Origin of the sequence: Streptomyces sp. NBC_00271 (assembly GCF_036178845.1) — a bacterium.
Taxonomy (GTDB): domain Bacteria; phylum Actinomycetota; class Actinomycetes; order Streptomycetales; family Streptomycetaceae; genus Streptomyces.
The window spans coordinates 1,371,013-1,397,949 of record NZ_CP108070.1 but is presented as its reverse complement, the minus strand read 5'-3'; the positions used below and the strand labels follow the sequence as shown (position 1 = coordinate 1,397,949).

Annotated in this window: 21 protein-coding genes and 1 pseudogene; 7 read left to right on the top strand and 15 right to left on the bottom strand. The window is 66.2% G+C overall.

Annotated elements, in window-relative coordinates; all coding sequences use genetic code 11:
- Positions 1–65 precede the first annotated feature (65 nt).
- A complete protein-coding gene (locus OG798_RS06780) occupies positions 66–1,400 on the top strand; it encodes a sporulation protein (RefSeq protein ID WP_328756605.1) in 1,335 nt (444 codons plus the stop codon).
- 12 nt (positions 1,401–1,412) lie between these two features.
- Here OG798_RS06780 and OG798_RS06775 read toward each other — a convergent pair whose 3' ends face one another.
- The 4 genes from OG798_RS06775 to OG798_RS06760 all read right to left on the bottom strand — a co-directional run bounded on the left by OG798_RS06775 (position 1,413) and on the right by OG798_RS06760 (position 7,404).
- Positions 1,413–2,330 carry a phosphotransferase enzyme family protein gene (locus tag OG798_RS06775; RefSeq protein WP_328756604.1) on the bottom strand — a complete coding sequence of 306 codons (918 nt, stop codon included), beginning with the start codon at positions 2,328–2,330 and terminating at the stop codon, positions 1,413–1,415.
- Positions 2,331–3,041: 711 nt separating this feature from the next.
- Entirely contained in the window at positions 3,042–3,860 is an 819-nt protein-coding gene (istB, locus tag OG798_RS06770; protein ID WP_328755810.1) for an IS21-like element helper ATPase IstB, read from the bottom strand.
- Entirely contained in the window at positions 3,860–5,140 is a 1,281-nt protein-coding gene (gene istA / locus OG798_RS06765; RefSeq protein WP_328755811.1) for an IS21 family transposase, read from the bottom strand. Before istA ends, istB begins: the two co-directional genes overlap by 1 nt.
- An 80-nt stretch (positions 5,141–5,220) precedes the next feature.
- A complete protein-coding gene (locus OG798_RS06760) occupies positions 5,221–7,404 on the bottom strand; it encodes a helix-turn-helix domain-containing protein (protein ID WP_328756603.1) in 2,184 nt (727 codons plus the stop codon).
- A gap of 101 nt (positions 7,405–7,505) precedes the next feature.
- Here OG798_RS06760 and OG798_RS06755 point away from each other — a divergent pair, with 101 nt between their 5' ends.
- A complete protein-coding gene (locus tag OG798_RS06755; protein ID WP_328756602.1) occupies positions 7,506–7,721 on the top strand; it encodes a hypothetical protein in 216 nt (71 codons plus the stop codon).
- 273 nt (positions 7,722–7,994) lie between these two features.
- A complete protein-coding gene (locus tag OG798_RS06750) occupies positions 7,995–8,309 on the top strand; it encodes a hypothetical protein (RefSeq protein ID WP_328756601.1) in 315 nt (104 codons plus the stop codon).
- Between the two features lie 184 nt (positions 8,310–8,493).
- Here the strand turns inward: OG798_RS06750 and OG798_RS06745 are convergent, their stop codons facing one another.
- The 3 genes from OG798_RS06745 to OG798_RS06735 form a co-directional block, all read right to left on the bottom strand.
- Positions 8,494–9,948 (bottom strand): serine/threonine-protein kinase, encoded by a 1,455-nt coding sequence (locus OG798_RS06745; protein WP_328756600.1) that lies wholly within the window; start codon positions 9,946–9,948, stop codon positions 8,494–8,496.
- A 68-nt stretch (positions 9,949–10,016) separates the two neighbouring features.
- Complete coding sequence (locus tag OG798_RS06740) at positions 10,017–11,285, bottom strand: AAA family ATPase (protein ID WP_328756598.1); 1,269 nt, start codon at positions 11,283–11,285, stop codon at positions 10,017–10,019.
- Positions 11,286–11,300: 15 nt separating this feature from the next.
- The gene (locus OG798_RS06735) at positions 11,301–12,239 is read right to left on the bottom strand and encodes a hypothetical protein (RefSeq protein ID WP_328756597.1); all 939 of its coding nucleotides are present in this window, start codon (positions 12,237–12,239) and stop codon (positions 11,301–11,303) included.
- 794 nt (positions 12,240–13,033) lie between these two features.
- Here OG798_RS06735 and OG798_RS06730 point away from each other — a divergent pair.
- Together OG798_RS06730 and OG798_RS06725 are read left to right on the top strand one after the other, a co-directional pair.
- Positions 13,034–13,270 (top strand): annotated as a pseudogene (locus tag OG798_RS06730) (ABC transporter permease); the annotation flags it as partial.
- Between the two features lie 239 nt (positions 13,271–13,509).
- Positions 13,510–14,874 (top strand): M1 family metallopeptidase, encoded by a 1,365-nt coding sequence (locus OG798_RS06725; protein WP_328756596.1) that lies wholly within the window; start codon positions 13,510–13,512, stop codon positions 14,872–14,874.
- A gap of 45 nt (positions 14,875–14,919) precedes the next feature.
- Here the strand turns inward: OG798_RS06725 and glgB are convergent, their stop codons facing one another.
- From glgB to OG798_RS06700, 5 genes are all read right to left on the bottom strand, one after another.
- On the bottom strand, positions 14,920–17,097 hold the full coding sequence (gene glgB, locus OG798_RS06720; RefSeq protein WP_328756595.1) for a 1,4-alpha-glucan branching enzyme: 2,178 nt from the start codon (positions 17,095–17,097) through the stop codon (positions 14,920–14,922).
- Positions 17,098–17,156: 59 nt separating this feature from the next.
- Positions 17,157–18,590: a maltokinase N-terminal cap-like domain-containing protein gene (locus OG798_RS06715; RefSeq protein WP_095856611.1), complete on the bottom strand. Its 1,434-nt coding sequence runs from the start codon at positions 18,588–18,590 to the stop codon at positions 17,157–17,159.
- Positions 18,591–18,656: 66 nt separating this feature from the next.
- The gene (gene treS / locus OG798_RS06710; RefSeq protein ID WP_095856612.1) at positions 18,657–20,396 is read right to left on the bottom strand and encodes a maltose alpha-D-glucosyltransferase; all 1,740 of its coding nucleotides are present in this window, start codon (positions 20,394–20,396) and stop codon (positions 18,657–18,659) included.
- Complete coding sequence (locus OG798_RS06705; protein ID WP_328756594.1) at positions 20,393–22,396, bottom strand: alpha-1,4-glucan--maltose-1-phosphate maltosyltransferase; 2,004 nt, start codon at positions 22,394–22,396, stop codon at positions 20,393–20,395. The genes treS and OG798_RS06705 overlap by 4 nt, the downstream gene beginning before the upstream one ends.
- Before the next feature lie 77 nt (positions 22,397–22,473).
- Positions 22,474–22,785, bottom strand: coding sequence for a DUF5133 domain-containing protein (locus OG798_RS06700; RefSeq protein WP_095856614.1), 312 nt, complete (start codon positions 22,783–22,785; stop codon positions 22,474–22,476).
- A gap of 302 nt (positions 22,786–23,087) precedes the next feature.
- Between OG798_RS06700 and OG798_RS06695 the strand changes: the two genes are divergently transcribed.
- Both OG798_RS06695 and OG798_RS06690 read left to right on the top strand, forming a co-directional pair.
- Complete coding sequence (locus OG798_RS06695; RefSeq protein WP_054229265.1) at positions 23,088–23,603, top strand: hypothetical protein; 516 nt, start codon at positions 23,088–23,090, stop codon at positions 23,601–23,603.
- A 136-nt stretch (positions 23,604–23,739) separates the two neighbouring features.
- Positions 23,740–25,137 carry an FAD-binding oxidoreductase gene (locus tag OG798_RS06690; RefSeq protein ID WP_267060646.1) on the top strand — a complete coding sequence of 466 codons (1,398 nt, stop codon included), beginning with the start codon at positions 23,740–23,742 and terminating at the stop codon, positions 25,135–25,137.
- On the opposite strand, the gene OG798_RS06685 is transcribed toward OG798_RS06690, so the two are convergent.
- The 3 genes from OG798_RS06685 to OG798_RS06675 form a co-directional block, all read right to left on the bottom strand.
- Positions 25,138–25,947 carry an SAM-dependent methyltransferase gene (locus OG798_RS06685; protein ID WP_095856616.1) on the bottom strand — a complete coding sequence of 270 codons (810 nt, stop codon included), beginning with the start codon at positions 25,945–25,947 and terminating at the stop codon, positions 25,138–25,140.
- A 44-nt stretch (positions 25,948–25,991) separates the two neighbouring features.
- Entirely contained in the window at positions 25,992–26,477 is a 486-nt protein-coding gene (locus OG798_RS06680; RefSeq protein WP_328756590.1) for a hypothetical protein, read from the bottom strand.
- Between the two features lie 213 nt (positions 26,478–26,690).
- A complete protein-coding gene (locus OG798_RS06675; RefSeq protein WP_097226850.1) occupies positions 26,691–26,936 on the bottom strand; it encodes a DUF397 domain-containing protein in 246 nt (81 codons plus the stop codon).
- Position 26,937: the final 1 nt, after the last annotated feature.

Genomic DNA, 26,937 nt, shown 5'->3' with positions numbered 1-26,937 from the left:
CGTCGCCATTCTCGGGTTGGCAGGGGAGCATGAACCGAGAACCAAACGCGCAGTTGATCTCCCTCATGGCCGAGGCTGAAGTCTCGAACAAGGGGCTCGCCAAGCGGATGCGCGATCTCGCGCAACAACGCGGCATTGACCTGGGCACCACGCACGTCGCCGTCCAGCGTTGGCGGGACGGGGCAGGAATCCGGTCGCAGGCTGCCGGGGTTATGGCCGATGTCTTCAGCGCGAAGCTCGGGAGGCGGATTGCGGCCGGTGATCTCGGGCTGTTCGGCCAGACTGAAGCAAGCACACCGCAGCCGGTCGCTTATCCCGCCGCCTTATCCGAGGCGTTGTCCGTGCTGGACGGTCTCACTGGAGAACAGCCCCAGGGCGCATCGAGCAGCGAACTGGCGGTCCCGGACACGGAGCTCAGCGCCGCTGTCCTGTCATGGATGATCGCCCGCCCCGACGACGTACAGGCCGACAGGCCCACCCCGCAGCGCGCCACCATGCGCGACGTACACGCGATCCGCACCGCCACCGAAATGTTCATGCGCCTGGATTTCCTGTACGGCGGCGGCCACGGCCACAAAGCCTTACGACACTACTTCCGCGACGATGTGCTACCTCTACTCAATGCCAGCTACACGGAACGAGTAGGCCATGCCCTCTTCACCGTGGCTGCGGAGACTGCCGAAGTAATCGGCTGGATGGCCTACGACATCGGAAATCATGCGTTGGCAAACCGCTACCTACTTTCCGCCCTACGACTCACACAGGTCACCGGCGATCGAATGTTCGGAGCATCCATTCTCGCCAACCTCAGCCACCAGGCGAACTACCTTGGGCACACCTCCCGCGCCGTGCAACTGGCCCGATCCGCCGTCGAGGGAGCCAAGGGCAGCAGCGCCACGCCGCGGGCCAAAGCCATGTACGCCGCTCACGAGGCCCGCGCACTGTCCAACGCCCACGACCTCACGGGGGCATCCCGCGCCATGAACGAGGCAGAACGCCACTTTGAGAAAGCCGATGTAGTCGAAGACCCCGAATGGCTCGCCTACTTCAACGAAGCAGAACTGATCGGGGAGTTCTCACACTGCTTCCGCGACCTCAAACGCCCTGTCGAGTCCCTCCGATTCGCCAAGCAAGCCGTCGCCAAAACTGACCCGCAGTACGCCCGAACACTGGGGTTCTGCCGCATTGTGCTCGCACAGAGCCACCTGCTGAACGGCGACCTGGAGAGCGCCATGGGAACTGCCAGTCAGGCAGTCGAGGAAGGCGAATCACTCCAGTCGGCCCGGTTCCTGCGCTACGTGACCGACTTCCAAGGGGAGATCAGCACCCACGCAGGAGTGCCCGTCGTGACCCGCTTCAACGAGCAGGTTGCCGAGGCGCTGGCCAGCTTGGATGAGTGAGTAACCCGCCTCTCAGTACGGGAGCCAGTTGCGTGGAGCAGCATCATCACGCAGCGACGCAATCCGCCGGCCCACCTCTTGAGCCACGTCCTCCCCCTCGGACACGTTCTGCATGAGCCACGTGGTCATCTTGAACTCCTGGATCGCGCACAGCGTCGCGAAGCCGGGCCACTCGGTCAGGTCACGGCCGTAGGAACGAACGAAGTCGGCGTACTGCTGCTCTGACACCCACCCAAGACGGTGGTATTCGTGCGCGGCCACCTCAAGATCCCACTCGGGATGATCAACGCAGAAGTTCTCCAGGTCGATCAGGTGGACAACCCCGCTCTTGTCGACCATCAGGTTGTCGGTGTGCGCGTCGCCGTGCACAGGCCCCAGCGGCGATCCAAACCGCAACTCCGCCAAACGACCCTTCAGTTCCTGCCCCCGCTTGCGCAGAAACTGAAGGTCGTCATCCGATATCCCCGCGGCCCGCTCAAGCCGCAGGTCTGAGAGCCCAAAGGCGCTGTACCGCGGCAGCTCCAGACCGTCAGGCAATGTCAGCGCGTGCAGATCACGCAGGACCGCGCCCAACTCTCCATACGTGGCCGCCCTGCCCGCGTCGACGATCAGATGCCAGAAGGTCACCGGATGTCCGTCGACCACCAGCGGCTGTTCGAGATCCCCAACGATACGAGCCGCCGGAAACCCCTCGCCGGCCAGCCACCGAGACACGGCCACCTCTTTGCGAGCTGCCGACAGGTACTCAACCGACCGCGCGATACGCACGATCACCGGCACCGACCCGAGCCGGAAGAGTGCGTTCTCCCCGAGGCGGATCAACTCCGCGCCTCTGTCATCGAGCCCCGCAGCCCGGCAGGCGGCAACCATCACCCGCGTCGCCCCCGCCGACGTGAACCCCTCTTCCGATCGAGCAGCGTCAACCGCCATGCCCGTACCAACTCCCCTAGTCGCGCGCGATCAACCGGCGCACGCCAACGGGTGACCAACCCGACGCACGCCAGACACGACCACGACCGTACCCATCCGCAGACGGTCGGAGCGAGGACAGCCTCAGGGAGCGAACTTCCGCAGGCACCGACAAAAGGGGGACACGAGAGCTCTCAGCTTGGGAAGCTGAGGGTATCGAGGGCTCGCGCCACGGCTGACCTGCGGCGGAGCGGTGGCGGCGCCTGGTGGGCGGTCGGCTGGTTCCCCGGTATTCCCCATGGTTCCCCGCAGGATCTGGCACGGGTCTGGCACGGACCCCTTCGTCCCGACCTCTCGGCTGAGAGCTCGTCGGGGTCTGGCGGACTGGCCGTCGGCCCTTAATGGCTGTTGGCAGTCGCCTGAGGGCCCGGTGGTTGCTGTACTGCTGCGACCTTCGACCGGCCCCGCATTTGCTCTCACTGCTCGTCTTCCGTGTTCCACGGAGATGAGGGTGAGCCGTCCGGGTCCAGCCCGTACTGCCATCTCCCATGGCCCAGCAGGGAGCGGAGATGGCCAGCGTTGGCGGCGTGCCGGTAGAGGGCGTCGAGGCCCTCCTGGTCACCGGCTTTTCCCCGCATTCGCTCCAGGTCGCGCAGGACGTGTCGGCGGCGGCTGAATCCTGACCCAGTTTGGACGGTCGAGTTCTGACCCACCGGGTCTGGTTGCCGGTGTTCAGTCGGTGTCGTGTGTCGCGGTGGGGACGCGTCCCAGTTGGCGTCCGCGCATGCGGTAGGAGTCGCCTTTGAGAGAGTGGACCTCGGCGTGGTGGACGAGGCGGTCGATCATGGCGGCGGCCACGGTCTCGTCGCCGAAGACCTCGCCCCAGCGTCCGAAGGGCTTGTTGCTCGTGACGATCACGCTCGCTCTCTCATAGCGGTTCGAGACCAGCTGGAAGAACAGGTTCGCGGCCTCGGCTTCGAAGGGGATGTAGCCGACCTCGTCGACCACGATCAGCGGATAGCGGGACAGTTTGGTGAGCTCGGTCTGGAGGTGTCCGGCGTGGTGGGCTGCGGCCAGGCGGTCGACCCACTCGGCGGCAGTGGCGAACGCGACCCGGTGACCGGCCTGGCAGGCGCGGACCGCGAGCCCGATCGCCAGGTGCGTCTTCCCGGTGCCCGGCGGTCCCAGAAAGACGGTGTTCTCCTTCGCGGCGATGAAGTCCAACGTGCCCAGATGCGCGAGCTGTTGGCGAGTGATGCCGCGCAGATGGGTGACGTCGAGTTCCTCGATCGTCTTGATCGCGGGGAAGCGGGCGGTGCGGATGCGGGCCTCGCCGCCGTGGGACTCACGGGCGGAGACCTCCCGCTGGAGACAGGCGACGAGGAACTCGGTGTGCGTCCAGGTCTCCTTCAAAGCGCGTTCGGCCAGCCGCTCGGCAGCGTCCAGCAGGGCCGGGGCCTTCATCGCCCGGGCGAGGAAGGACAGGTCGGCGGCGGTCTGACGGCCCGTCCTGGGCTTGTCCGCGGCGGCGGTCTTGGTGGTGGCGGGCATCAGGAGACCTCCGGCTCGTCGTGTCCGCCGCCACCCTCGATGAGGGTGAACATGCGGTCATAGGAGTCGAGTTGGCGCTGCTCGACCTCGACGAGATCACTGGCTGTCGCAGCGTTTTGCCCACGGGCGGCGAGGGCCTGGGAGGCTTGGTGGTGGCGATAGTCGCCGCGCAGGAGGGCGGCGGCGCGGGCATGGTCCGGGTCGGTGATGGTCTGCTGCTTGGCCCAGCACCGCGGATGGCGCGCGACTTCCGCCCCGCCGGGGGTGAGAGTGACGATGACTTCGTCGGTGTCGGTGCGGACCTGGACTTTCTTGCCGATGGCCAAGGGGTGCACGGAATAGTCGCAGGTGTCGACGCGGATGTAGTGGTCGCGGCCGATGCGGGTCGCGAAACGCCACCAGCGTGGCGGGTCGACCGGCGGCAGGGCGAGCATCTGGGCCCGGTCGGCCTCCCACCGGTCAACCGGACGGGCGCCCAGGGTGCGGTGCTGGCGCCGGTTGGCGACGGCCAGCCAGGCAGTCAGCTGGGTGTTGAAGTCATCGGCCCCGGTGAAGGTGCGGCCGGGAAGGAAGCTGGTCTCCAGATAGCCATTCGCCCTCTCCACCAGCCCTTTCGCTTCGGGATCGCGAGGCCGGCAGAGATAGATCCGGGTGGCGAGCAGGCCCGCGAACGCAGCGAAGTCCCCGGTCACCTTGCCCCGGCCGATCCCGGCCTCGTTGTCCCAGACCAGCATCCGCGGCACTGCATCCCAGCCGGTCAGAAGCTTCCAGTGCCCGTCGATCAGGTCGCCGGTGGTGCGGGTGGGCAGCATCCGCGCGGCGATGATCCGCGAGTAGCCGGACACCATCACGAGCACCGGAGGCCGGCCGCTCTGCCCGTATCCGAGCGGGATGTCGACGGGCGGGAACCACAGGTCGCACTGAGCCAGCTCGCCGGGCTGATACGTCGTGCGCGAGACCGGATCGACGGGCAGATAGGCCGGCCGCAGCTCGCGTACGCGTTCTTTGAGGACGGTCATCCCGCGCTCCCAGCCGATCCGCTCGGCGATCACGGTCGCCGGCATCGTCGGGGTCTGCTTCAGCAGTTCCCGGATCTGCGGCTCGACCGCGTCGACCGCCGAGCCCTTCGGCGGCCGCGAGTAGACCGGCGGCCGGTCCGTGGCCAGGGCCCGCTTCACGGTGTTCTTCGAGATGCCCAGCTGCCGGGCGATCGCCCGGATCGGCATCTGCTCGGCCCGGTGCAGCCTGCGGATCTCTGCCCAGTCCTCCACGGAAATCACCCTCTTCTCCTGACCTTCGATCAAGATCAGGTTGGTCAGAAGACCACGAAGTGGGTCAGTTTTGATCCGCCGTCAGAGGGTCACGATTCACCCGTCGCCGACAGGACGTAGAAGTCACCAGCGTCGGCGACCTTCAGAGCTATGGCTTCGGCGCCCTCTCGGTCCCCGGCTTCCTCGCGAGTCCTTGCCAAGTGGGCCGGGGTGGGACTGCCGTTGGTTTCCGCAGCCTGCCGGAACGCAGCTTCGGCGCGCTCCGGGTAACTGTCGAGCCACGCTCGCCACAGATGCAACAGAGGGGAGATGTCACCAGCATCGGCTGCTTCCCGGGCGATGGCTTCGGCACCTTCCCGGTCCCCGGCGCCCTCACGCATCTCTGTCAGAACGGTGAAACACAAGGTATCGCCAGCAGCGGTGGCTTCCCGGGCGATGGCTTCGGCACCTTCCCGGTCCCCGGCGCCCTCACGCATCAACATCAGATCGGCCAGGGAATTGGGGTCCCCAGCGTCGGCGGCTCGCCGGTAAAGGGCCTCGGCACCCTCCAGATCTCCGACTTGTTCCCGCAGCCGCGCCAGACCGCGTATCGCATCTGGATCACCGGCGTCGGCGGCCTGCCGGTAAAGAGGCTCGGCACTCTCCCGGTCCCCAGCCATCTCCAGCTTCTGACCCAAGAATTTCAGGCCTCTGGGGTCCCCAGCGCCCGCGGCCTGCCAGAACAGGGAATCGGCACCTTCCCGGTCCCCGGTCCCTTCCCGCGCCCAGGCTACTTTGATCATGGCGCCCGAGTGGCCGGCCCTGGCAGCTCGGAGACGAAGGTGGTGGGCCCATTGCGCACGGCCCATGTCCTCGGCGGCTTCAGCGAGGCTGTTGAGGTCGCCGGGGTGAGCGAGATGTGTGTAGGCAGCGTGCCAGAAGGACGCTGGTGGGCAGAGTAGGCGGCGGGCGGTTCTCCCGTGCTGTTCGAGATAGTCGGCGAGGCGGAGCATAGGACCCGTTGGCGGGGCCGTAACACTGGCCAGCGTCGGACCGATCGGGGGACGGCGCGCGGGTCTGGGGTTTGTACGGCCCAGCGGGACCTGCTTGCCGTGGACGGGGCGGGCGAGGTCCGCGTAAGCGGCTTCTGCCCAGTCGTTGGTGAGTCGGTCCCAGTCGTCGTCGGTGAGATAGTCGGCGGCGGCGTCGGTGAGAAACGCTTGGGGGAGGTGGAGGCCCATCCCGAGACGGCGGGCGTCCATCGCGGCTTCCAGCAGAGCCCGGACGGCCGGGGCGCCGTGTTTGTAGCGGCGCAGCAGTTCGGGGGCGCCAGCGAGGTCTTGGGCGACGCGCCCGTGGGTGCCAGCGCGAGCAAGGGCATCCGCCAGCAGGCGGTCACCGCCCTGGGCAAGCCTTGCGGCAGCTCCGAGTGCGTCCTGGTCGAAGGTGTCGGGGACAGTCACTGTGCGGCCGGCGAGCAACTCCCGGGCGCGGCTGTGCGGGTCGGGACTGCCGGGTCTGGGGATGGCGGTGTATTGATCCTCGTACTCGGACCAAAGGGTTCCTAGGATGAGGACCGGTCCGCGGCTGGGATCGGTGAGGAGGGTATGCAGGGCGGCGGCGATGCGCTCACCTGATTGGGGGTCGCCAAGGTAGTGCTGCGCTTCGTTGAACCACACCACCGTGTGGGGCGCGACGCGTTCGAGGTCGGCGAGCGCGGCTTCGGCCCGTGTCGGGTCGTAGGGATGCCACAGAAGCCACCCCTCTGCGGCGAGCGGTTGGACGGCCTCCCAGCACGCCCGTGTCTTGCCTGTGGACGACGAACCGACCAGGACCAACATCCGGCTGCGACCACCCATGGCTTCGCCTACCGCATCAGCTAACACCTGGTCGTGGGCACGGCGGACGTAGCCGGACAATGCCCGCACTGAGCCGGCGGATGCGGCGGCTCCTGACGGATGGATCTCCAAGTCGTGCGGATCCCACTGTCCGATCGACCGGCCGGTACCTTCGCCGCCTCCGGGCACTAGACCGTTCCGGTGGGCGGCAGCCCGGCGCTGAAGATCTAGTAGCTCCCCTTCTGGTAGGCCGAGTGCTCGGGCCAGCGCCGCGACGGTTTCAGCTGACGGGACGGTCCCGTCCGCCCGGAACGCTTCCTGGACGGTCGTACGGCCCAGCCCGGACCTGGTAGCGAGCTGGGTCTTGGTCAGCCGTTTGCGAGCCAGCCCATCGCTGAGCTTGTCACGCAGCTTGGCCAGCGGCTTCTCTTGCCTATCGGGTTCCTTGCCCGGCATCAGGCCCCCACTCGAATGTGTTCGCCGACGTTCATCATCGTCCGGCCGAACCACAGCGAACATCACCTCGGCGAACTTGGGTCACGTCAGCATCCCACCGTATGCAGGAGATCACCGTGGCTCGTGTCGTCGCCGTCCTTCTGACCGCTGCCGTGGTCGTCGTGTTCGCGCTTCTGGCTGCCGCTGCCGCAGGCACACTGGCCCGCCTTGACGGCGCCACCTATCCAGCCGCTCTGATGCGTGCTGCTGCTACCTTCGCCGCTGTGATCACCCTCGCCACTGCCGTCGCCAGCGTGCTCACTCAGTACCTCATCTGAACGGCAGTGCATGCGTCCAGAAGACCTCTCGGTCTAGAGGAAGCAACTGGTCAGGGCTCATGGGTGCTGGGCACGGCGAGGCGCTTCCATGCATAGTCCACGGCGCGCTGGCCACCGCATTAGGAGTTCGATCGCTCCTCGGCACTGCCGGGGAGCTGCCTGACCCCGCTGGCTGTGCAGGACCACCCAGGAGTGCTGGCGTCCGGGGTCGTTGATGTCACCTCTGGATGTCAGAACGGTGCAACCACACGCGCTCGCTGGCACGATGCTCCTGTGGTTGACCTGGAGCGCATCAAAGCGGAGAGCGTGGCGTACTTCCGATCCCTTGATGAGGGGGCCACCCTGCGGCACCACTTCCGCCACGCCGACGAGGACGGCGGCTTGTGGTACTTCGAGGCCGTACCCGACCGCGGTGAGTTGATCGCCATCAAGCAGGCCGAGCTGACTCCGGCCGGCCGACTCCACCGGTACAGCTGGGAGCACCTGGAGGACGAGCACGGCTTCCTGACAGACCAGGCGCTCGACCCTGAAGAGGACCCGCTGGAAGCCATCCCGGCCGAAGAGTTCCAGCGGGTATGGACTCAGTGACAGGGGTGGACAACCACTTTAGGAGAGAGGCTGGGGCATCGGGCCAGTGCCCTGCCGCTTCGCTGGCCGCGCTAGCGGGCACGGATACGCCGGAAGTCACCCTCGTTGTCCGCTACTAACCCCTGCATCTGGCACGGCCATGGCACGCGGCCACCTCTTCGTCTTGAAGCTTCTGTGACACGGCTCAAACTCGCCAGCTTCCGGACGGGTTGATCTCTGGAAGTGGATCAGGCCGCGAAAGACTTCCGCGAGCGGCGCTACCAAGCCAGAGAGCCCAGCGGTCTACGAATTCGGTAATCTTTTCAAAATCTATGGGAGTAAAGGGCCAGGCTACCTCATAGCGTTGAGTGTCCCCCGTAAGTGGACCTGCGGAGTCTGCACCCGGTGGAAGCGGAAACGGGACTTCAGCATCAAATACCGAGGTAGTCGGGCTACTCATGAAAGCCGTCTCGAACCATCTGTAGTTGCCAGCCTCCCGCACATCACAGAACCAGAGTGAATGGCCTCGCCCCGTATAGTTGGAGCCATCGGGTGGGCACTCTACATGAATTTCTACGCATGCGATTACATCAATTTGCGGAGAAACGGGCGTACCCCAAGGGTCGCTGTCGACAGTTGCGACGGCGCATTGAAATTTCAACGCACTAGGACCGAGCTGGATCTCCCAAGCTTCATTTCGCCGGGACGTTTCTACAGCAGACGGCGCAGCACCAATTATCTGCTCTCTCAATGTCTCACCCATGCTAGTGAGGCCATGGACAGCTACTTGCAATAACGTTGCTCGATTCTCAGACTCCGACAATCCTTCCGACCACTTTCGTTCCCTCTCCCATCTTTCGGCTACTATTTCAGCGTGGGCCTTCTCTAATTCCTCAAGACCGGCCGATCGGGCAGACGATGCCACTCGCTCCAGTCGGCTCAAGAGATTGGCGGCGGTCGGACGCGCAGGTGCCGCCTTGTACATGCATTCTTCGACAAGTGCCATGATCTGTCGGGGAGCCACAACATCTCTCGGGAACGGCCCATGCAGATGCTGCTCTCGAAAGTCTGGCCCCATGAATGGCCTTCTGCCAGTCAACATTTCGAAGCCAATAATTCCAGTGGAGTAGATGTCTGTGGCTGCCGTCGCTCGTTCCCACCGCCATTGCTCCGGAGCAGCGTAAGCTTGTGTCCAGAAATATTTTCGCGTATCTGGTGCAGTTGTCGCCTCGGCATAGCGGGAAATTCCAAAATCGACAAGGCACCATTTCTCCTCCCAAAGGAGGACATTCTCGGGCTTGATGTCCCGATGGACGACCTTACCATTTAGCCCTGCGATCGCCGTCACGATGTCGCGGAGAATGTTGATCGTCTCAGGAAGACCCAGGGGGCCGGCCGATTCTATTAGCCGCGCACGAAGTGATTTTTCTGCCAGTGGCATAGCAAGCGCCCATGCTTGTTCCGTTTCCCCCCAATCTATGACTGGGATTACATTCGGCTTTCCCGCTAGGTCCACGAACAGCAACTCGCGCTCGGCACCCTTTTCCTTGGGTACAAGCTTCACTGCGCCGATGCGAGTGGGTGACTGCCCTCGGAATACGGTACCGAAGCCACTCTTATCGCCGATCCTCGGACCGATAAGCCAATCCTCTTTCTGCATTTTAATTAGCATCATTACCTCCGAGCACGTGCGGTCGGGGGCCGGTCAGCCGCACATATCAATTTCGGTTAAGGATGTGCAACATGGCCACCGTAATCTTCCAATTCTTTGGCAAAATGCTCTACTACGTCATCAAACAGTCCTTGATCCGCTGTAATTGCGTGATGCTTGGCGATGAGAGCAATCTTGTATCTCCTCGCTAGCTCTGCTACCTCGGCGTAAGAATGTCCTTGCAGGCTCTCTACCGCTTTTGATAGTTCAGGAACCTGAGCTTTTACCAGACCTGCGATTGTTTGCTGCAGTAGGGCTCTCCGATGTTCTTTTGGAGGACCCGTCACTTTGATATGCACACCCAACCTACCTGGTCTTAGCAACGCGGGATCCAATTCATGAATTCGGTTTGCGGAGGCAAGTAGGACGTACCCTTCTGTTGGTTCGACACCGTCCAGGAATTCGAGAAGGTCAGCCAGAAAGCGTTGGCGCTGGGCGGTAGTGTCGTGAACTTCAGAGGTGCCGACTCTATGGCCGCAATGCACATCCAAATCGTCTAGGATTATGAGAACCGGAGATCTTGTAGCTGCGAGCCGCAACTGTTCCCCTACCGCCTCTTCCCACAATGTGCCTACGTTCAGAAATACCACGTTAGTTCCAGCTTGTATTGCACGCTTTGCGGCCAAACGGGTCAGAATAGTCTTTCCATTACCCGGATCGCCATGCAGCAAAACACCTCGCTTTGGCGGAATGCCCCAGTCTACGAAAAGTGAGGCAAGGTCTCCTTTCAAGAAGTGAGCGGTGTTATCGATGACATCAGAAATCAGCCCATCGACAAATAGATAGTCACTTTCATTAAGCTCAAGCCACTGATCTGGGTCTTCGAGGCGAGTACCTGTCCATACGTTCCCGGTTCCCTGCCCTGCCATCTTCAGGGCTGAGAATACTGCTGGAAACTCGTTTCTTCGGCAGACAAGGGTCGGTTTGTCGTTGTCCTTCTTGCAATCTATGAATACGTAACGGAGTTCCTTCCGCTCTTCGACATCCTCAACGGCGCACAAGTAAACAGCAGGAGTATCGTCTAGCAATTGTTTTGAATTGACACTGAAATCGCGTCGTCGAAGGGCACGGCCAGCTCCGTCCTCCCCCACGAGAACCAGTCGGTCGATCACTTCGCCTTCATCGAAGCCTCCCGCTATGGTGCTATACCATTCGACGTAGACCAGGTCGTCAGAGTTGACGCCATTGAGGAAGGTTTTAATCCTGAGAATTTCTCGCTCAGGAAAATCAGTGGTACCTGCGATCTGTGCCCATCGTGGGCCATGTGGAACAGGTATGTCAGTCATTTCTAGCCTTTTGTTTCACAGTTGCCGCTCGGTATCAAAGTCCCAAGCGTTGAATAGTCGCCAAGCGAAACCCTCAAGTACGCGATCTCTCAAAAAATCAAGCAATGCAATGCGATAGTCAGAACCGTAATCGGCGTCAAACCCTGTCGTGTGAGCTACACTGCCTTCTTCCAGTACTTCAGCTGCGATATTCCTGAGCTGGGCAGTGAGCACTATGAACCGGCCATTCTCATTAAAAGGTGCCTCGACAACTACCCATGTATTTCGGGCCTTGTCACCAAAGGTTTCACGCCTGGATATTGTAAGATCAAGGCGATACAAATCCTGCTCGGCTAGGTCCGTTATGGTCCTACCTACGGGAATGTGTGGTATAAAGGATTTAAGCACATCCATGTTGCGAGGTGGGCGCGTCTCGCTTGGGTCTTCTATTCGCCGGCGGAAGTTACTGAAGTTGAAGACGAATTCGTACTGAGAGCGTACCGGCGTGAGTATGCTTTTGGTGGCTGTTTGGACTATCTGGCGTAGAGTCATCTCAATGCGCAACGCCTCCGGCATTACGACGGCGTACCAGCTATAGAAGTCAGAAAATGAGCACGATGATCGAAGTATTTCAAATCTATTGTCTCTAATCTGAAACTTGCAGTGATGCCTGTCGTGGGAAAATCGGAAACCGAGAAGGATTCCGTCTTTGCCGTTCGTTGAATCCGGCAATTGCACTTCAAGTTCGTGCAGGTAATGAATGCCGGATGATTCGAGGAGGTCATTCAATACCGCATATCCTTGTCTTGCAAGGATGTCCCTTGCGTCGCTTATGGCCGAGTTTTTCTGATATTCCACCAGAAAAGAAAATTTGTTGAGTTCCTTGACGCGTTCCACGACGCCTGTCTTCATCTGGAACTCGGCAAGTGACGGCAAGGGATCTTGGCGATTCAGTGCAGACAAGGAATCAGACATGATGAACTCCACGCCTGAGTGAGGTGACGGCAAACTGGCCCGAGGATAGGGGCTCGCGATCCGACGTAGCGGGACACTGAAAACTGAAGAGGCCCAGTTGAAGGGCCATTTTTTAGGTCGCTATCTCCAGTTCACGGCCGCGTGTGGGATCTGTCAAACCGTGGCGGCATGGTTCGACTTTCATCCTTTAGTTCAGTCTTCCTGATGGCCATGGCAAACGATCTGACGTCGGCGACCGTGAGGCGGGCACATCATCTCGCGGGCGGTGGAGCGGCTTTGGGGTGGCGCTGCTTTGGCGCGAGTGATCACGGCCCCGTAAGCTTCCGGCGTGTCGGGCAGTCTGTGGACCTGCCCTGTAAAGCACGACGTTGGGGCCATGATCTTCGAGGCTCGCGCCAAAGTAGCTCCGTAAAGCCGTGGAGCCGACCGCCCCAGCCACGATGTACGCCTTCTCTGGCATTAGGTGGCTGATTGCTGCGCGCGCGGCACGGGCGCCGGCCGGGCTGGAGCGGGGCGGAGACAGGAGCACAGGGCCGGCCGGGGGCCGGGCCGCGCGCGGTGAGCGGAGCGAGCCGCCTTGAACCCGTAAAGAAGGTTGTAAGCGGACACGGCCGAAGCAGGCCGAGTGGGACTGACTCACAGTTGTGAGGGGCAGCCACCTGCATAGCGAAGCAACAGGACGCGTGACGGCCGCTCAGGCGGATCTCGCCACGCTAGGAAGCCACAGAGCACCTCGCGAACCGCGAGCAGCCACTCTCAGTCGACATGAAATACCTTGTGAACCGGCATTGACCCAGGCCATCACGATGCCGCTGTTCTTCGGCTCCAACGCCCTTTACCCGGTCGCGGTCATGCCCGGCTGGCTCCAGGCCATCAGCAAGGTCAACCCGTTGAGCTACCAGGTGGACGCGCTGCGCGGCCTGCTGCTCGGCACACACGCCCACCTGGCCCTCGACTACGGGGTCCTCGCCCTGGCCGCCGCCCTCGGCATCCTGTCCGCCTCGTCCCTGCTGGGCCGCCTGGCCCGCTGATTCGGGCATGGCCTCGAACTTCCTACCGGGTTCCTCCTGTACGACGGTGCGTATGCGCCGCCCCCCGGCCACGACTTGACCAGATGATGAGGGTCACCGGCCCGCGGGGCTCATAGGCTGTGCGTCATTGATCACTTGATCCCTGATCACCTGATTGCCGTCGCACCGGAGGAGCCAACGTGACGCCACGTCCGCATCAGACCACCAGACGCACAACTGTCCTTCGAAGGGCGGCAGTTGTGGCCGCGGTTCCCGTCGCCGTCGCGGCCCTGCTCGTCGCGGCGGGCCCGGCGGCGGCCGGTACGGTGGGCTCGTCCGGTGCGGGGGACGCGTACTTCCCGCTCTCGGGCAACGGCGGTTACGACGTCCGGCACTACGACCTGACCCTCGGCTACGACCCCCAGAGCCGCCACCTCGACGGCAAGGCGGTCATCACCGCCCGGGCCACCCAGCGACTGACCCGCTTCGACCTCGACCTCAAAGGGCTGAAGGTCACCGGCGTCACCGTCGACCACGTCAAGGCGTCCTACCGACGTGACGGCCAGGAGCTGGTGGTCACCCCCCGCCACGCCCTCCGGCGGAACCAGGAATTCCGAGTCACCGTCACCTACTCGGGCACGCCCAAGCCGGCCACCGACCCGGACGGCTCCCCGGACGGATGGATCCCCACCGACGACGGCGCGTTCGTGGCCGGCGAACCGCAGGGCGCCATGACGTGGTTCCCCGCCAACAGCCACCCCAAGGACAAGGCCTCCTACGACTTCACCCTCACCGTCCCCAAGGGACACACCGCCGTGGCCAACGGAATCCTCCGCGGACAGTCGACCAGCCACGGCCGTACGACGTTCCACTGGCGGCAGTCCGAGCCGATGGCGGCCTACCTCGCCACGGCGACGGTAGGGAAGTTCAAGGTCGAGCAGTACACCACCCGCGACGGACTCAAGGTCTACAACGCCGTCGACCCCCGTGAGGCGACCGCCGCGGCGCCCGTACTGAAGAAGCTGCCGTCCGTGCTGGCGTGGGAGAGCGGTGTCTTCGGGCCTTACCCCTTCCGGGCCGCCGGGGCCATCGTCGACCGGGCTCCGCAGGTCGGATACGCGCTGGAGACCCAGACGCGTCCTGTGTACGACTCCGCGCCCGACCTGAGCACCCTCGTCCACGAAAGCGCGCACCAGTGGTTCGGGGACTCCGTCAGCCTCACCGCGTGGAAGGACATCTGGCTCAACGAGGGCTTCGCGACGTATGCCGAGTGGCTGTACGCCGAGCAGCACGGTGGGAAGACGGCGCAGCAGACATTCGACTCCCTGTACGCCAGTCCTGCCGGCAGCGGTCTGTGGGCGTTTCCGCCGGCGGATCCCGGGAGTGGGGCGCACATCTTCGACACGCCCGTGTACGCACGGGGTGCGATGGCTCTGCAGAAGCTGCGTACAGCCGTGGGGGACGGGGTGTTCTTCCGCATCCTGCGGACCTGGGCCACGGAGCACCGTGGCGGACATGGCACCACCGCCCAGTTCATTCGCCTCTCCGAGCGGCTGTCCGGGAAGGACCTCGGCGCGTTGTTCCACACATGGATCGGCACGGCGGGCAAGCCTGCCTCTCCCTGACCGGTTCCCTCGCCCCCGCGCCTGAGGCGCGGGGGCGAGAACGCGTCAGGTGGGGCGGAGCCAGATGGTGGCCAGGGGAGGGAGCGTCAGACGCAGGCCGCCGTCGTGGGCCCGGGGGTGGGGGTTGTGGATGCCGCTGCCGCCGTAGCGGGCGGCGTCGGTGTTGAGGACTTCGTGCCAGGCGGGGATGTCTTCGGGGATGCCGAGGCGGTAGTCGTGGCGGACGACGGGGGAGAAGTGGGAGACGGCGAGCAGGGGGGTGCCGTCGGCGTCGTGGCGGAGGAAGGCGAGGACGTTGTCGTCGGCGGCGTCGCCGGCGATCCAGGTGAAGCCGGCGGGGTCGGTGTCGCGTTGCCAGAGGGCGGGTTCGTGGCGGTAGACGGTGTTGAGGTCGCGGACGAGGTCGCGTACGCCGCGGTGGTCGGGTTCGGCGGGGTAGGCGGGGTCCAGGAGCCACCAGTCGGGGCCGTGGGCTTCGGACCATTCGGCGCCCTGGGCGAATTCCTGGCCCATGAAGAGGAGTTGTTTGCCGGGGTGGGCCCACATGAAGCCGAGGTAGGCGCGGGTGGTGGCGCGTTGCTGCCACCAGTCGCCGGGCATCTTCGACACGAGTGAGCGTTTGCCGTGGACGACCTCGTCGTGGGAGATGGGCAGGACGTAGTTCTCGCTGTAGGCGTACACCATCGAGAACGTCATCTCGTTGTGGTGGTACTTGCGGTGCACGGGGTCATGGGCGATGTACACGAGCGAGTCGTGCATCCACCCCATGTTCCATTTCAGACCGAATCCCAGTCCACCGTCCGCGGTCGACCGCGTGACGCCGTCCCAGGCCGTGGACTCCTCGGCGATCGTCACGACGCCGGGTGCGCGGCGGTAGACGGTGGCGTTCATCTCCTGGAGGAAGGCGACGGCGTCGAGGTTCTCCCGGCCGCCGTGTTCGTTGGGGGTCCACTGTCCGGGTTCGCGTGAGTAGTCGAGGTAGAGCATCGAGGCGACGGCGTCGACGCGCAGTCCGTCGATGTGGAACTCCTCGCACCAGTACACGGCGTTGGCGACGAGGAAGTTGCGTACCTCGCGGCGTCCGTAGTCGAACTCGAGGGTGCCCCAGTCGGGGTGGGCGGCCCGCTTCGGGTCCGCGTGTTCGTAGAGGGGGCGTCCGTCGAATTCGGCGAGGGCCCAGGCGTCGCGGGGGAAGTGGGCCGGTACCCAGTCCATGAGGACGCCGATGCCGGCCCGGTGCAGGGCGTCGACGAGGTGTTTGAAGTCGTCGGGGGTGCCCAGTCGTGCGGTGGGGGCGTAGAAGCCGGTGACCTGGTAGCCCCAGGAGCCGCCGAAGGGGTGCTCGGCGACCGGCATGAGTTCGACATGGGTGAAGCCCAGGTCGCGGACGTAGGCGGGCAGTTGCTCGGCCAGTTGGCGGTAGGTCAGGCCCGGACGCCACGAGGGGAGGTGGACCTCGTAGACGGACAGCGGTGCCTCGTGCACCGGACGGGCCCCGCGCCCCGCCATCCACTCCTCGTCCGTCCACACGTGGGACGACTCCGTGACGATCGAGGCGGTCGCCGGAGGCACTTCGGTGCGGCGGGCCATCGGGTCGGCGCGCATCGTGTGCGTACCGTCGGGCCGGGTGATGTCGAACTTGTACGGCGTTCCCTCGCCGATGCCGGGCAGGAACAGCTCCCAGACGCCCGAGGAACCGAGCGACCGCATGGGGTAGGCGGTGCCGTCCCAGTGGCAGAAGTCCCCGCAGACCCTGACCCCCTGGGCGTTGGGTGCCCAGACCGTGAAGCGGGTGCCGGTCACGCCCTGGTGGGTCAGGGGATGAGCCCCGAGCGCCCGCCACAGCTCCTCGTGGCGTCCCTCGCCGATCAGATGGAGATCGACCTCGCCCAGCGCGGGCAGGAAGCGATACGGGTCATGCGCCTCGTACGCGTGGCCCGCGTACGTCACCGACAGCACGTACTCGGGGATCCTGTCGAGCGGGAGGACGCCCGAGAAGAGGCCGTCGCCGACCCCGCGTAGCTCCGTGCGCCGTCCGTCCACCACCACCGCGACGGCCTCGGCGTACGGTCGGAGCACGCGGAACGCGATGCCGCCCGGCACCGGGTGCGCGCCGAGCAGCGCGTGCGGATCGTGGTGGGCGCCCGACAACAGGCGCGCGCGGTCCGTCGCGTCCAGCGCGGCTACCGGCCTGGCGCCAACGGCGGTGGTGGGAACTGCCACGGCTTCAGCCTCCTCGGGGAAAGCGGTGGGGCGGATGGATCCTGGGCTCCGGGTCGTCGTCAAAGGCGTTCGGCAGGACGTTCGACGCGGTGTTCGGTGGGGTGTTCGCCATGCCGTTCCCCCGCGCCTTCGGCGAGGCGACCGACCGCGGCCATCGGGACCGGCAGCCAGTCGGGCCGGTGCCTCGCCTCGTACAGCACCTCGTACACGGCCCTGTCGGTCTCGTACGCGCGCAGCAGTTCGGGCTCCTCGCGCGGGTCCCACGCGGCCGCGGCGGCGTACCCCGCGCAGAAGGCCTCCCGGCAGCGCTGCGCCCACTCGGGGCGCCACGGCTTGCGGGAGCGTGCGGCGTAGTCGAAGGAGCGCAGCATGCCCGCGACATCGCGTACGGGGGACTGGAGGCGCCGGCGCTCGGTGAGCGGACGGGCCGGCTCGCCCTCGAAGTCGATGACGGACCACTGCGGCCCGGCTCGCAGCACCTGCCCCAGGTGGAGGTCGCCGTGGATCCGCTGCGCCGGCCGAATCGCCGCGTCGAGCGCCGCGAGCGCGTCGAAGGCCGAGCGCAGCCCGGCCGCGTACGGCCGGAGTTCGGGCACGGAGCGGGCCGTGGTGTCGAGCCGTTCACTCATCGCGGCCGCGAGTTGCCGGTGCTGCAACGGACTGGGCGCTCGTACGGGGAGCGCCGCCGCCAGCGCCACATGTATCTCGGCGGTGGCCCGGCCGAGTTCGTATGCCTCTTCGGTGAACTCCCCGCCGGAGGTGAGTGATTGGAGTGCCAGGGTCCAGCCGTCGGAGGCGTCGCGCAGGAACGGCTGGAGCACCCCGAGTGTCGCCTCCCGCGGCTGCGAGGTGCCGAACCACGCCGCGGGGGCGGGTACGCGGGTGCAGCCCTGCCGGGCCAGCGCCCAGGGCACCTCCAGGTCGGGGTTGATGCCCGGCTGGACGCGGCGGAAGACCTTCAGGATGAAGGAGTCCCCGTACACGAGGGAGGAGTTCGACTGCTCGGTGTCGAGGAGCCGGGGGGCGAGACCGCAGGGGACTGTCACCTGGGGATCCCGTTCGAAGAGCAGCGGTCCCGCAGCCCCGGGCGTGCGCAGCCGTTCCAGGAGCAGTCCCGCCGCGTCGGGATCGTGGAAGGCGTCGTACACGCTGAGGTCGGCCAGGGGGCCCGCGCTCGGACGGCCTATGAAGGCGGGGGCGAGCCGGGGTGGCAGGACCTCGCGTGCGCCGAGCAGAAGCTGGTAGCAGTCGTCGGGCGGGGGAGTGCCGGGACCTTCGGGATCGGAGCCGCCGAGGTGTTCGGTGCGTATCAGGAGATGCAGGCAGCCCGGGTAGAGCTCGGTCGACGACACCACGCTCAGACCGGTGACGGGGTGGCCCTTGCCCGCGAACCAGCGCTGCCGCGGCAGCCATTGCCGCAGCAGTTCGGCGAGCGAGGTGAGCAGTGCGGCGGGGGCATGGCTGCCCGGACGGTGCAACGCGGTCTTCGGCATGGCGACACGTCCTTTCAGAGGCAAGCGATCTTCGATGGGCACACGATCACGTGCGATCACGTGCGGTCAGGATCGCCTGGCGGTGCCGGCGGTGATCGCGCGTCGCAGCCGGAACCAGTAGAAGCCGTGGCCCGCGAGGGTGAGCAAGTACGGCAGCTCTCCGATGGCCGGGAATCGCACCCCGCCGATGAGTTCGACCGGGTGGCGGCCGTTGAAGGCCCGCAGGTCCAGTTCGGTGGGCTGGGCGAAGCGGGAGAAGTTGTGCACGCACAGGACGAGGTCGTCCTCTTTGCCCTCGGTCGAGGGGGCTTCGCGCAGGAACGCGATGACCGCGGGGTTGGAGGACTGGAGTTCCGTGTAGGAGCCGAGGCCGAAGGCCTGGTTCTGCTTGCGGATCTCGATCATGCGGCGGGTCCAGTGCAGCAGGGACGAGGGTGAGGACATGGAGGCCTCGACGTTCGTCACCTGGTAGCCGTAGACCGGGTCCATGATCGTGGGCAGGAACAGCCGGCCGGGATCCGACGAGGAGAAGCCCGCGTTGCGGTCGGGTGTCCACTGCATCGGGGTGCGCACCGCGTCGCGGTCGCCGAGCCAGATGTTGTCGCCCATCCCGATCTCGTCGCCGTAGTAGAGGATCGGTGAGCCGGGCAGGGACAGCAGCAGGGCGGTGAACAGTTCGATCTGGTTGCGGTCGTTGTCGAGCAGGGGGGCGAGCCGCCGCCTGATGCCGATGTTGGCGCGCATTCGCGGGTCCTTGGCGTACTCCGCGTACATGTAGTCGCGTTCTTCGTCGGTGACCATTTCGAGGGTGAGCTCGTCGTGGTTGCGCAGGAAGATGCCCCACTGGCAGCCGGACGGGATCGCGGGGGTCTTCGACAGGATTTCCGAGACCGGGTACCGGGATTCCCTGCGGACCGCCATGAAGATCCGCGGCATGACGGGGAAGTGGAAGGCCATGTGGCACTCGTCGCCGCCGGAGGGGAAGTCGCCGAAGTAGTCGACGACGTCCTCGGGCCACTGGTTCGCCTCCGCCAGCAACACCGTGTCCGGGTACTGGGAGTCGATCTCCTTGCGCACCCTTTTCAGGAACTCGTGCGTGGCGGGGAGGTTTTCGCAGTCGGTTCCCTCGACCTGGTAGAGGTAGGGCACCGCGTCGAGACGGAACCCGTCGATTCCGAGGTCCAGCCAGAACCGGAGGGCCGCGAGGATCTCTTCCTGGACGGCGGGGTTCTCGTAGTTGAGGTCGGGCTGGTGGGAGAAGAAGCGGTGCCAGAAGTACTGCTTGCGGACCGGGTCGAAGGTCCAGTTGGAGGCCTCGGTGTCGACGAAGATGATCCGGGCGTCTTCGTACTGTTTGTCGTCGTCGGCCCAGACGTAGTAGTCGCCGTAGGGTCCGTCGGGGTTGGTGCGGGACTCCTGGAACCACGGGTGCTGGTCGCTGGTGTGGTTCATGACGAAGTCGATGATGACGCGCATGCCGCGCTGGTGGGCGGCGTCGACGAATTCGACGAAGTCGGCGAGGTCACCGAATTCGGGCAGGACGGCGGTGTAGTCGGAGACGTCGTAGCCGCCGTCCCTGAGGGGTGATTTGAAGAACGGGGGCAGCCACAGGCAGTCGATGCCCAGCCATTGCAGGTAGTCGAGTTTCGCGGTGAGGCCCTTGAGGTCGCCGATGCCGTCGCCGTTGCTGTCCTGGAAGGAGCGGACCAGGACTTCGTAGAAGACGGCGCGTTTGAACCAGTCGGGGTCGCGGTCCCTGGCCGGGGTGTCCTCGAAAGTGTCCGGGACGGGCTCGTTGACGATCATGTGGTGGGTGACCCTCCGATCCGCGGTGAGGTGTCGACGGCGAGCACATGCGCACCGCCCGGCCCCAGTCGCACGAAGCTGGCCCTGCCCCAGCGGTAGGTCGCGCCGGTGAGCTCGTCGCGCACCGGCACGGACTCGTGCCAGTCCAGGCCGAGTCGCGGCATGTCCAACGAGACCGTCGCCTCCTGGGTGTGGTGAGGATCGAGGTTGGCCACCACCACGACCGTGTCGTCGGCCGAGCGCTTGCTGTAGGCGATCAGGGCCTCGTTGTCCGTCTGGTGGAAGTGCAGGTTCCGTAGCGCGTGCAGAGCCTTGTGACGCCGTCTGATCCGGTTCAGCTCCGTGATCAGCGGTGCGATCGTGCGGCCCTCGCGCGCCGCCGACTCCCAGTCACGTGGCCGCAGTTCGTACTTCTCGGAGTTCCGGTACTCCTCGCTGGCGGGCCCGACCGGAGCGTTCTCGCACAGCTCGTACCCGGCGTAGACCCCCCACGAGGGCGAGAGGGTGGCGGCGAGCACGGCGCGTACTTCGAAGGCGGGCCGACCGCCCCGCTGGAGATGGCCGGGCAGGATGTCGGGGGTGTTCACGAAGAAGTTGGGCCGCATGAAGGCGGCCGTTGCGCCCGACAGTTCGGTGAGGTAGTCGGTCAGCTCCTGCTTGGTGTTGCGCCAGGTGAAATAGGTGTACGACTGCTGGAAGCCGACCGCCGCGAGCGTGTGCATGATCGCGGGCCGGGTGAAGGCCTCGGCCAGGAAGATCACATCCGGGTCGGTGCGGTTGATGTCCGCGATGACCCGCTCCCAGAAGACGACCGGCTTGGTGTGCGGGTTGTCGACACGGAAGATCCGCACGCCGTGGCTCATCCAGTGGCGCAGCACCCGCAGCGTCTCCTGGACCAGCCCCGGCATGTCCTGGTCGAAGGCGATCGGATAGATGTCCTGGTACTTCTTCGGTGGATTCTCCGCGTACGCGATCGACCCGTCGGCCCGGTGGTGGAACCATTCGGGATGCTTCTGCACCCACGGATGATCCGGCGAGCACTGGAGCGCGAAGTCGAGCGCGACCTCGAGCCGCAGTTCCGTGGCCCGGCGCACGAACGCGTCGAAGTCGTCGATCGTGCCGAGATCCGGGTGGATCGCGTCGTGGCCGCCCTCGGGAGAACCGATCGCCCAGGGCACGCCGACATCCCGACGGCTCGCCGACAGGCTGTTGTTGGGGCCCTTGCGGAAGGTGGTGCCGATGGGGTGGACCGGCGGGAGGTACACGACGTCGAAGCCCATCCCGGCGATGGCGGGCAGGCGTTCGGCGGCGCTGCGGAACGTGCCGTGCACCGACGGGTCCAGCTGTCCGCTCTCCGAACGCGGAAAGAACTCGTACCAGGCGCCGTACAACGCCCGCTTCCGTTCCACGAGCAGGGGGATCGGCAGCGAGCGGGAGACCCGTTCGCGCAGGGGGTGCGCGGTGAGAACGGCGGTCGCTTCCGGGGCCAGGGCGGCGGCGAGACGGGCCGTCGGCCGCCAGGAGTCGTCGCGCAGGGCGTGCGCCGCGGCGCGTACGACCGCTTGACCGGCCGGGTCCGGTACCGCGGCCGCGGCCCGCTCGTACAGCGCGGCGCCCTCCTCCAGGACCAGACCGGCGTCGATCCCGGCCGGGACCTTGATTGCGGCGGTGTGGCGCCAGGCGGCCACGGGATCGCTCCAGGCCTCCACCAGACAGGTCCAGTGGCCCACGGATTCCGGTGTGACCTCGGCGCCCCAGCGGTCGGTGCCGGGGGCGAGTTCACGCATCGGGGCGCGCGGGCCGGGCCGGCCGCTCTGGTCGCACAGGACGACCTCGGCGCCGAGCACATCCCGGCCCTCGCCGAAGACGGTGGCGGTGACTTCGAAGGTCTCCCCGACCACCGCCTTCGCGGGGCGCCGGCCGCACTCGACGACCGGCTGGACGTCCACGATCGGGATACGGCCGATCGGGTCACGGCCATGGGCCGGATGTGCCTCCATGTTTCGCCTCCGCCGTCCTCGCGCCCTGCCCCCTCGGTTCAGAGCTGCACCGAAAATTCCCGACACCACGGTCCGTCTCAGGGACGCCTGCCGACCGCTCGACCCGCTCCCCGCCCCTGAGGCCCCTGGGAGAGCTGAGAGCCCCGCGCGCCGTGCGCCACCGTCATCGACGACAGCGCGGCAGCCGGTGCCTCGTCCCGCAGATACTGCTCGGCGGCGTCCACCGCCTCCCGCGCGCAGCGCTTCCCCATCAGCACGCACAGGGTGTACCCCGAGTTCTCGAAGTTGCCCCGCACCACGTGGTCGGCGGGGGCCACGAGCAACAGGCGTTCCCAGGCCCGGTATTGCTCCAGATGCCTGGCGACCTCGGCTTTGGCAGGAAGCAGCATGGGCCGGTCACCTTTCCACTCTCGCGACTGCGCACGGGACCCGGCTGATGCCGGACGGCCGTGCACGGAAGGGCACCGACCCACTACGGAGGGCGGTGCCCTCACCCATGGTGCCTGTGCGGGCACCCAGCGTCTTGTTGGCTCTTCAACCACACGGAGTCGGGCCCTCGTGTTGCACGAACGGAGTAGTGCTCGCACTCTGGGACTGACTCAAAAGCGATCAGTGCTCACGCTTCGTGATCGGGGCTCGGTCCGAGAAGGGCGAGGAGAGGCGAGAGCTTCGCCGTGAGGAGCCAACGAAGATGAAACCTGCAGTGCCCTGCTACTACCACCTCGACGTGGAGGTCAGCCCGGAGCGGGTTGGCCAGGTCAAGCGCATATTGGGGGCCCATCTCCGGTACTGGAACCTGGATACGCTCGTCGATTCCGTCTGCCACTGTGCGGAAGCGCTGCTGCACACGATCGACCGGCACGCGACGGACAAGAACACCACCATCGAGATGTGGTGGAACGGTTCCCACCTCATCACCGCGGTCTCGGACAACGACCAGGATCTCCGCCCGCACAACGAGCCCCAGGGCTGCCTGGCGCAGATCGCCGCCCTCAGTGACGGCTGGGGCTGCTGCGCCACCGGCGCCGGCGGCAAGATCATCTGGTTCTCCTGGCGGGCCCGCGCTGCCGAGCATGCTCCGCTGGTCCCGACCACGCCCATGCCCAGCCTGCGGGAGGCGCGCCGGACGCCGCGTCAGGTGGCGTTGCCGGAACCGGCGCTCGCGGTGTCCCGTCATGACACGGAGGCCGTGATCGCCGTGACGTGACCACGACGACCGAGGGGCGGGGACCACCCGCCCCGGCGGTTGTGCAGAACAGGCGCGTCGGATCCATCGGAGGGAGACTGGAGCCAGGCCCCGGACACGGGTGCCCTGAAACCGGCCTCCAGGCAGGGGGAGGCGTATGTCCATCACGACGGCAGAGGCAGCGCGCCAGGAACTGAGGGAATTCAAGGGACAGTTGGTCGCACCCGGCGACTCCGCGTACGACGAGGCACGCACCGTCTACAACGCGATGATCGACCGGCGGCCCGCCTTGGTGGCGAGGTGCACCAGCGCCGAGGACGTCTCCTACGTCATCGGCTTCGCCCGCGACCACGGCCTCCCGCTCGCCGTGCGGGGCGGTGGCCACCACGGCGCGGGCCTGGGGGTCTGCGACGACGGCGTGGTCCTCGACCTCTCACCGCTCAAGGACATCGAGGTCGATCCGGGGGCCCGCACGGTACGGGTCGGGGGCGGCTGCGTGTGGGGCGAGGTCGACCGTGCCACCCACGAGTACGGCCTGGCCACACCCGCCGGCATCATCTCCACGACGGGAGTCGCCGGCCTCACCCTGGGCGGCGGCATCGGGCATCTCTCCCGCAAGTACGGGCTGACGGTCGACAACCTCCTGGCGGCCGACCTCGTCCTGGCGAGCGGCGAGCGCGTGCGCGCGAGCGACACGGAGAACACCGACCTGTACTGGGCGATCCGCGGGGGCGGCGGCAACTTCGGAGTCGTCACCTCGTTCCTGTTCCGGCTGCGTGAGGTGAGCACCGTCGTCGCCGGCCCCACCTTCTGGCCCGTCGAAGTCGGCGCCGAAGTCCTCACCGCCTACCGCGACTTCCTCCCGGACGCTCCCCGCGAACTGAACGGCTTCTTCCTGTTCGGCTCCGTGCCGCCCGGCCCGCCGTTCCCCGAGGAGATCCATCTGCGCAAGGTCTGCGGGGTCGTCTGGTGCCGCGTCGGTGACGACACCGAGGCGGCGGCCGCGGAGATGGCACCTCTCCTCGACGCCGTGCCCGAGCCGCTGCTGCACGGAGCCGCGCCGATGCCGTACCCCGCGCTGCAGTCCGCGTTCGACGGGATCTACCCGCCCGGCGACCAGTGGTACTGGCGTGCGGACTTCGTCGACGAGATCCCCGACGAGGCGATCGCGTCGCACCTCGGGTACGGCACCGAACCGCCGACCTGGAAATCGACGATGCACCTGTACCCGATCGACGGCGCCGTCCACGACATCGCACCGGCGGACACAGCCTGGAGCTACCGGAACGCACGCTGGGCGACCGTGTACGCGGGCGTGGACTCCGATCCGGCCGGTGCCGAGCGCGTCAAGCGGTGGAGCGTCGACTACTCCGACGCCCTGCACCCGTACTCCGCGGGCGGGGCCTACGTGAACATGATGATGGACGAGGGCCAGGAGCGCGTACGGGCCAGCTACCGCGACAACTACGCCCGCCTGGCCCGTATCAAGGCCGACCGCGACCCGGACAACCTGTTCCGCCTCAACCAGAACATCCAACCGGCGCCGCGCACCTGATCACGGCTTGAGGGCCACCCCGCCGTGCACGTCCGTGGGCTCCGGCGCGGTGCCGGGCTCGGGGCGCCACAGCGGACAGGAGACGATGCCGGGTTCGATCAGCTCCAGGCCCTCGTAGTACGCGGTGATCTGCTCCGGGCTGCGCAGCACGTAGGGGACGGCGCCCGTGTCGTCGTAACCCTGCTGGGCCTGCTTGAGCGCGGCGTCGGTGTCGGTGCTGTCGTAGTGCACGAAGTAGCTGCCGGAAGGCAGGGCGGCCTGGAGGGTGCGGACGATCGACCTGGCCTCCTCGTAGTCCTGGATGTGACCGAGGATCCCCATGAGCATCAGGGCGACGGGCCGGCCGAAGTCCAGGATTCGGCTCGCCGCCTCGACGATCTTCTCGGGCTCGTGCAGATCCGCGTCGATGTAGTTGGTGACGCCCTCGGGGGTGCTGGTCAGCAGCGCCTGGGCGTGCCGCAGCACCAGGGGGTCGTTGTCCACGTAGACGATGCGCGACTCGGGCGCCACCCGCTGGGCGACCTGGTGGGTGTTGTCGTACGAGGGCAGACCGGTGCCGATGTCCAGGAACTGGCGGATGCCGAGCTCACCGGCGACGAAGGTCACGGTCCGGATCAGGTACTCGCGGGAGGCCCGGGCCATCGTCTCGATGTTCGGCGCGACCTCGCGGTAGGCGTCGCCCGCGATCCGGTCGACCTCGTAGTTGTCCTTCCCACCCATCCAGTAGTTCCAGATGCGGGCCGAGTGCGGTACCGTGGTGTCGATCTTGGACAACGCCTCTTGGTCGGGGTTGGGCCGGTCGTCTGCCATGGATGTCTCCTGCCTCCGTCACGCGGTCTGTCAATAACCTACCGTCAACTGCCTTTCACCCGGCTCGAGTTGATCGCTCGGCAGGCAGGGCCGCGGATGGGGTGGCCGAGGTCCTTGGCCTCCAGGGTCACCACGGGGACATGCTGCGCGAGGGTGTGCAGCGCCCGCTCGTACGCGTCGACCGCCTCCGTGTCGTCCGTCTCGCCGGTCACGTGGACGAGGGCCCCGTCGCGTTCCGCCACCGCTTCGGCGAAGTCGAGGGCCTGGATCCAGGTCACCCGGGAGCGTCCGCGGCGCAATGGTCCGTAGACCAGCTCGTGGACGAGACTGCCGTCGACGGCCAACCGGCCCGACGCCGCCAGGAGTTCGCGGTAGGGCTGGGTGGGGTCCACGTGATGGAGGGGCCCGCGGCAGAGCCGGACCAGGAATCCGTGCCGGGCCAGCTCGGCGATCAGGGCGCTTCTGCCGATTCCGTCCGGACCGTCGACGACCAGGGTCCGGCACTGGGCGAGGGCCTGGCCGAGGATCATCCCCGCACCTCGCGACAAGGACCGGTGCGCATACCGCTCCCTCCGGGACGACCGATTCCCTCAGTGTGAACGGACGACCCGCACGGCGGGAGTGGGCGTGCGGGTTGTCCGGTTGTGCGGGCGTAGTGGTGGTGCCGGCGTGGTGGTGGTGCGGCTCCGGTGGTTGCCCGAGGGGCGGACGGCTCTCCCGGCCTCAGGCGGTCTGTGAGCGCGTCAGGCGACGAGGAAGTCGGCCTGGCCGGACTTCGCGCCTTCGAGGAACGAGATCATCTCGTCCCGGGTGTACACCAGCGCGGGCCCGTTCGGGTCCGTGGACTGGCGGAAGGCCACACTGCCGTCGGGCAGCCGCTTGGCCTCGACACAACTCCCGCCGTTCGTACCGCTCCAGGGCTTCTCCCAGCCCTCGGTGCCCAGGTCGACGGCCGGCATGCCACTGTAGATGGGGCCCTTTGATCCCATG

Excerpts from the sequence above, each read along its gene's own strand:
- OG798_RS06780 (WP_328756605.1), top strand. The coding sequence starts at position 66 with ATGGCCGAGGCTGAAGTCTCGAACAAGGGGCTCGCCAAGCGGATGCGC.
- OG798_RS06775 (WP_328756604.1), bottom strand. The coding sequence starts at position 2,330 with ATGGCGGTTGACGCTGCTCGATCGGAAGAGGGGTTCACGTCGGCGGGG.
- istB (WP_328755810.1), bottom strand. The coding sequence starts at position 3,860 with ATGCCCGCCACCACCAAGACCGCCGCCGCGGACAAGCCCAGGACGGGC.
- OG798_RS06760 (WP_328756603.1), bottom strand. The coding sequence starts at position 7,404 with ATGCCGGGCAAGGAACCCGATAGGCAAGAGAAGCCGCTGGCCAAGCTG.
- OG798_RS06755 (WP_328756602.1), top strand. The coding sequence starts at position 7,506 with ATGCAGGAGATCACCGTGGCTCGTGTCGTCGCCGTCCTTCTGACCGCT.
- OG798_RS06745 (WP_328756600.1), bottom strand. The coding sequence starts at position 9,948 with ATGCAGAAAGAGGATTGGCTTATCGGTCCGAGGATCGGCGATAAGAGT.
- OG798_RS06740 (WP_328756598.1), bottom strand. The coding sequence starts at position 11,285 with ATGACTGACATACCTGTTCCACATGGCCCACGATGGGCACAGATCGCA.
- OG798_RS06735 (WP_328756597.1), bottom strand. The coding sequence starts at position 12,239 with ATGTCTGATTCCTTGTCTGCACTGAATCGCCAAGATCCCTTGCCGTCA.
- OG798_RS06715 (WP_095856611.1), bottom strand. The coding sequence starts at position 18,590 with ATGCCGAAGACCGCGTTGCACCGTCCGGGCAGCCATGCCCCCGCCGCA.
- treS (WP_095856612.1), bottom strand. The coding sequence starts at position 20,396 with ATGATCGTCAACGAGCCCGTCCCGGACACTTTCGAGGACACCCCGGCC.
- OG798_RS06705 (WP_328756594.1), bottom strand. The coding sequence starts at position 22,396 with ATGGAGGCACATCCGGCCCATGGCCGTGACCCGATCGGCCGTATCCCG.
- OG798_RS06700 (WP_095856614.1), bottom strand. The coding sequence starts at position 22,785 with ATGCTGCTTCCTGCCAAAGCCGAGGTCGCCAGGCATCTGGAGCAATAC.
- OG798_RS06695 (WP_054229265.1), top strand. The coding sequence starts at position 23,088 with ATGAAACCTGCAGTGCCCTGCTACTACCACCTCGACGTGGAGGTCAGC.
- OG798_RS06690 (WP_267060646.1), top strand. The coding sequence starts at position 23,740 with ATGTCCATCACGACGGCAGAGGCAGCGCGCCAGGAACTGAGGGAATTC.
- OG798_RS06685 (WP_095856616.1), bottom strand. The coding sequence starts at position 25,947 with ATGGCAGACGACCGGCCCAACCCCGACCAAGAGGCGTTGTCCAAGATC.
- OG798_RS06680 (WP_328756590.1), bottom strand. The coding sequence starts at position 26,477 with ATGATCCTCGGCCAGGCCCTCGCCCAGTGCCGGACCCTGGTCGTCGAC.
- OG798_RS06675 (WP_097226850.1), bottom strand. The coding sequence starts at position 26,936 with ATGGGATCAAAGGGCCCCATCTACAGTGGCATGCCGGCCGTCGACCTG.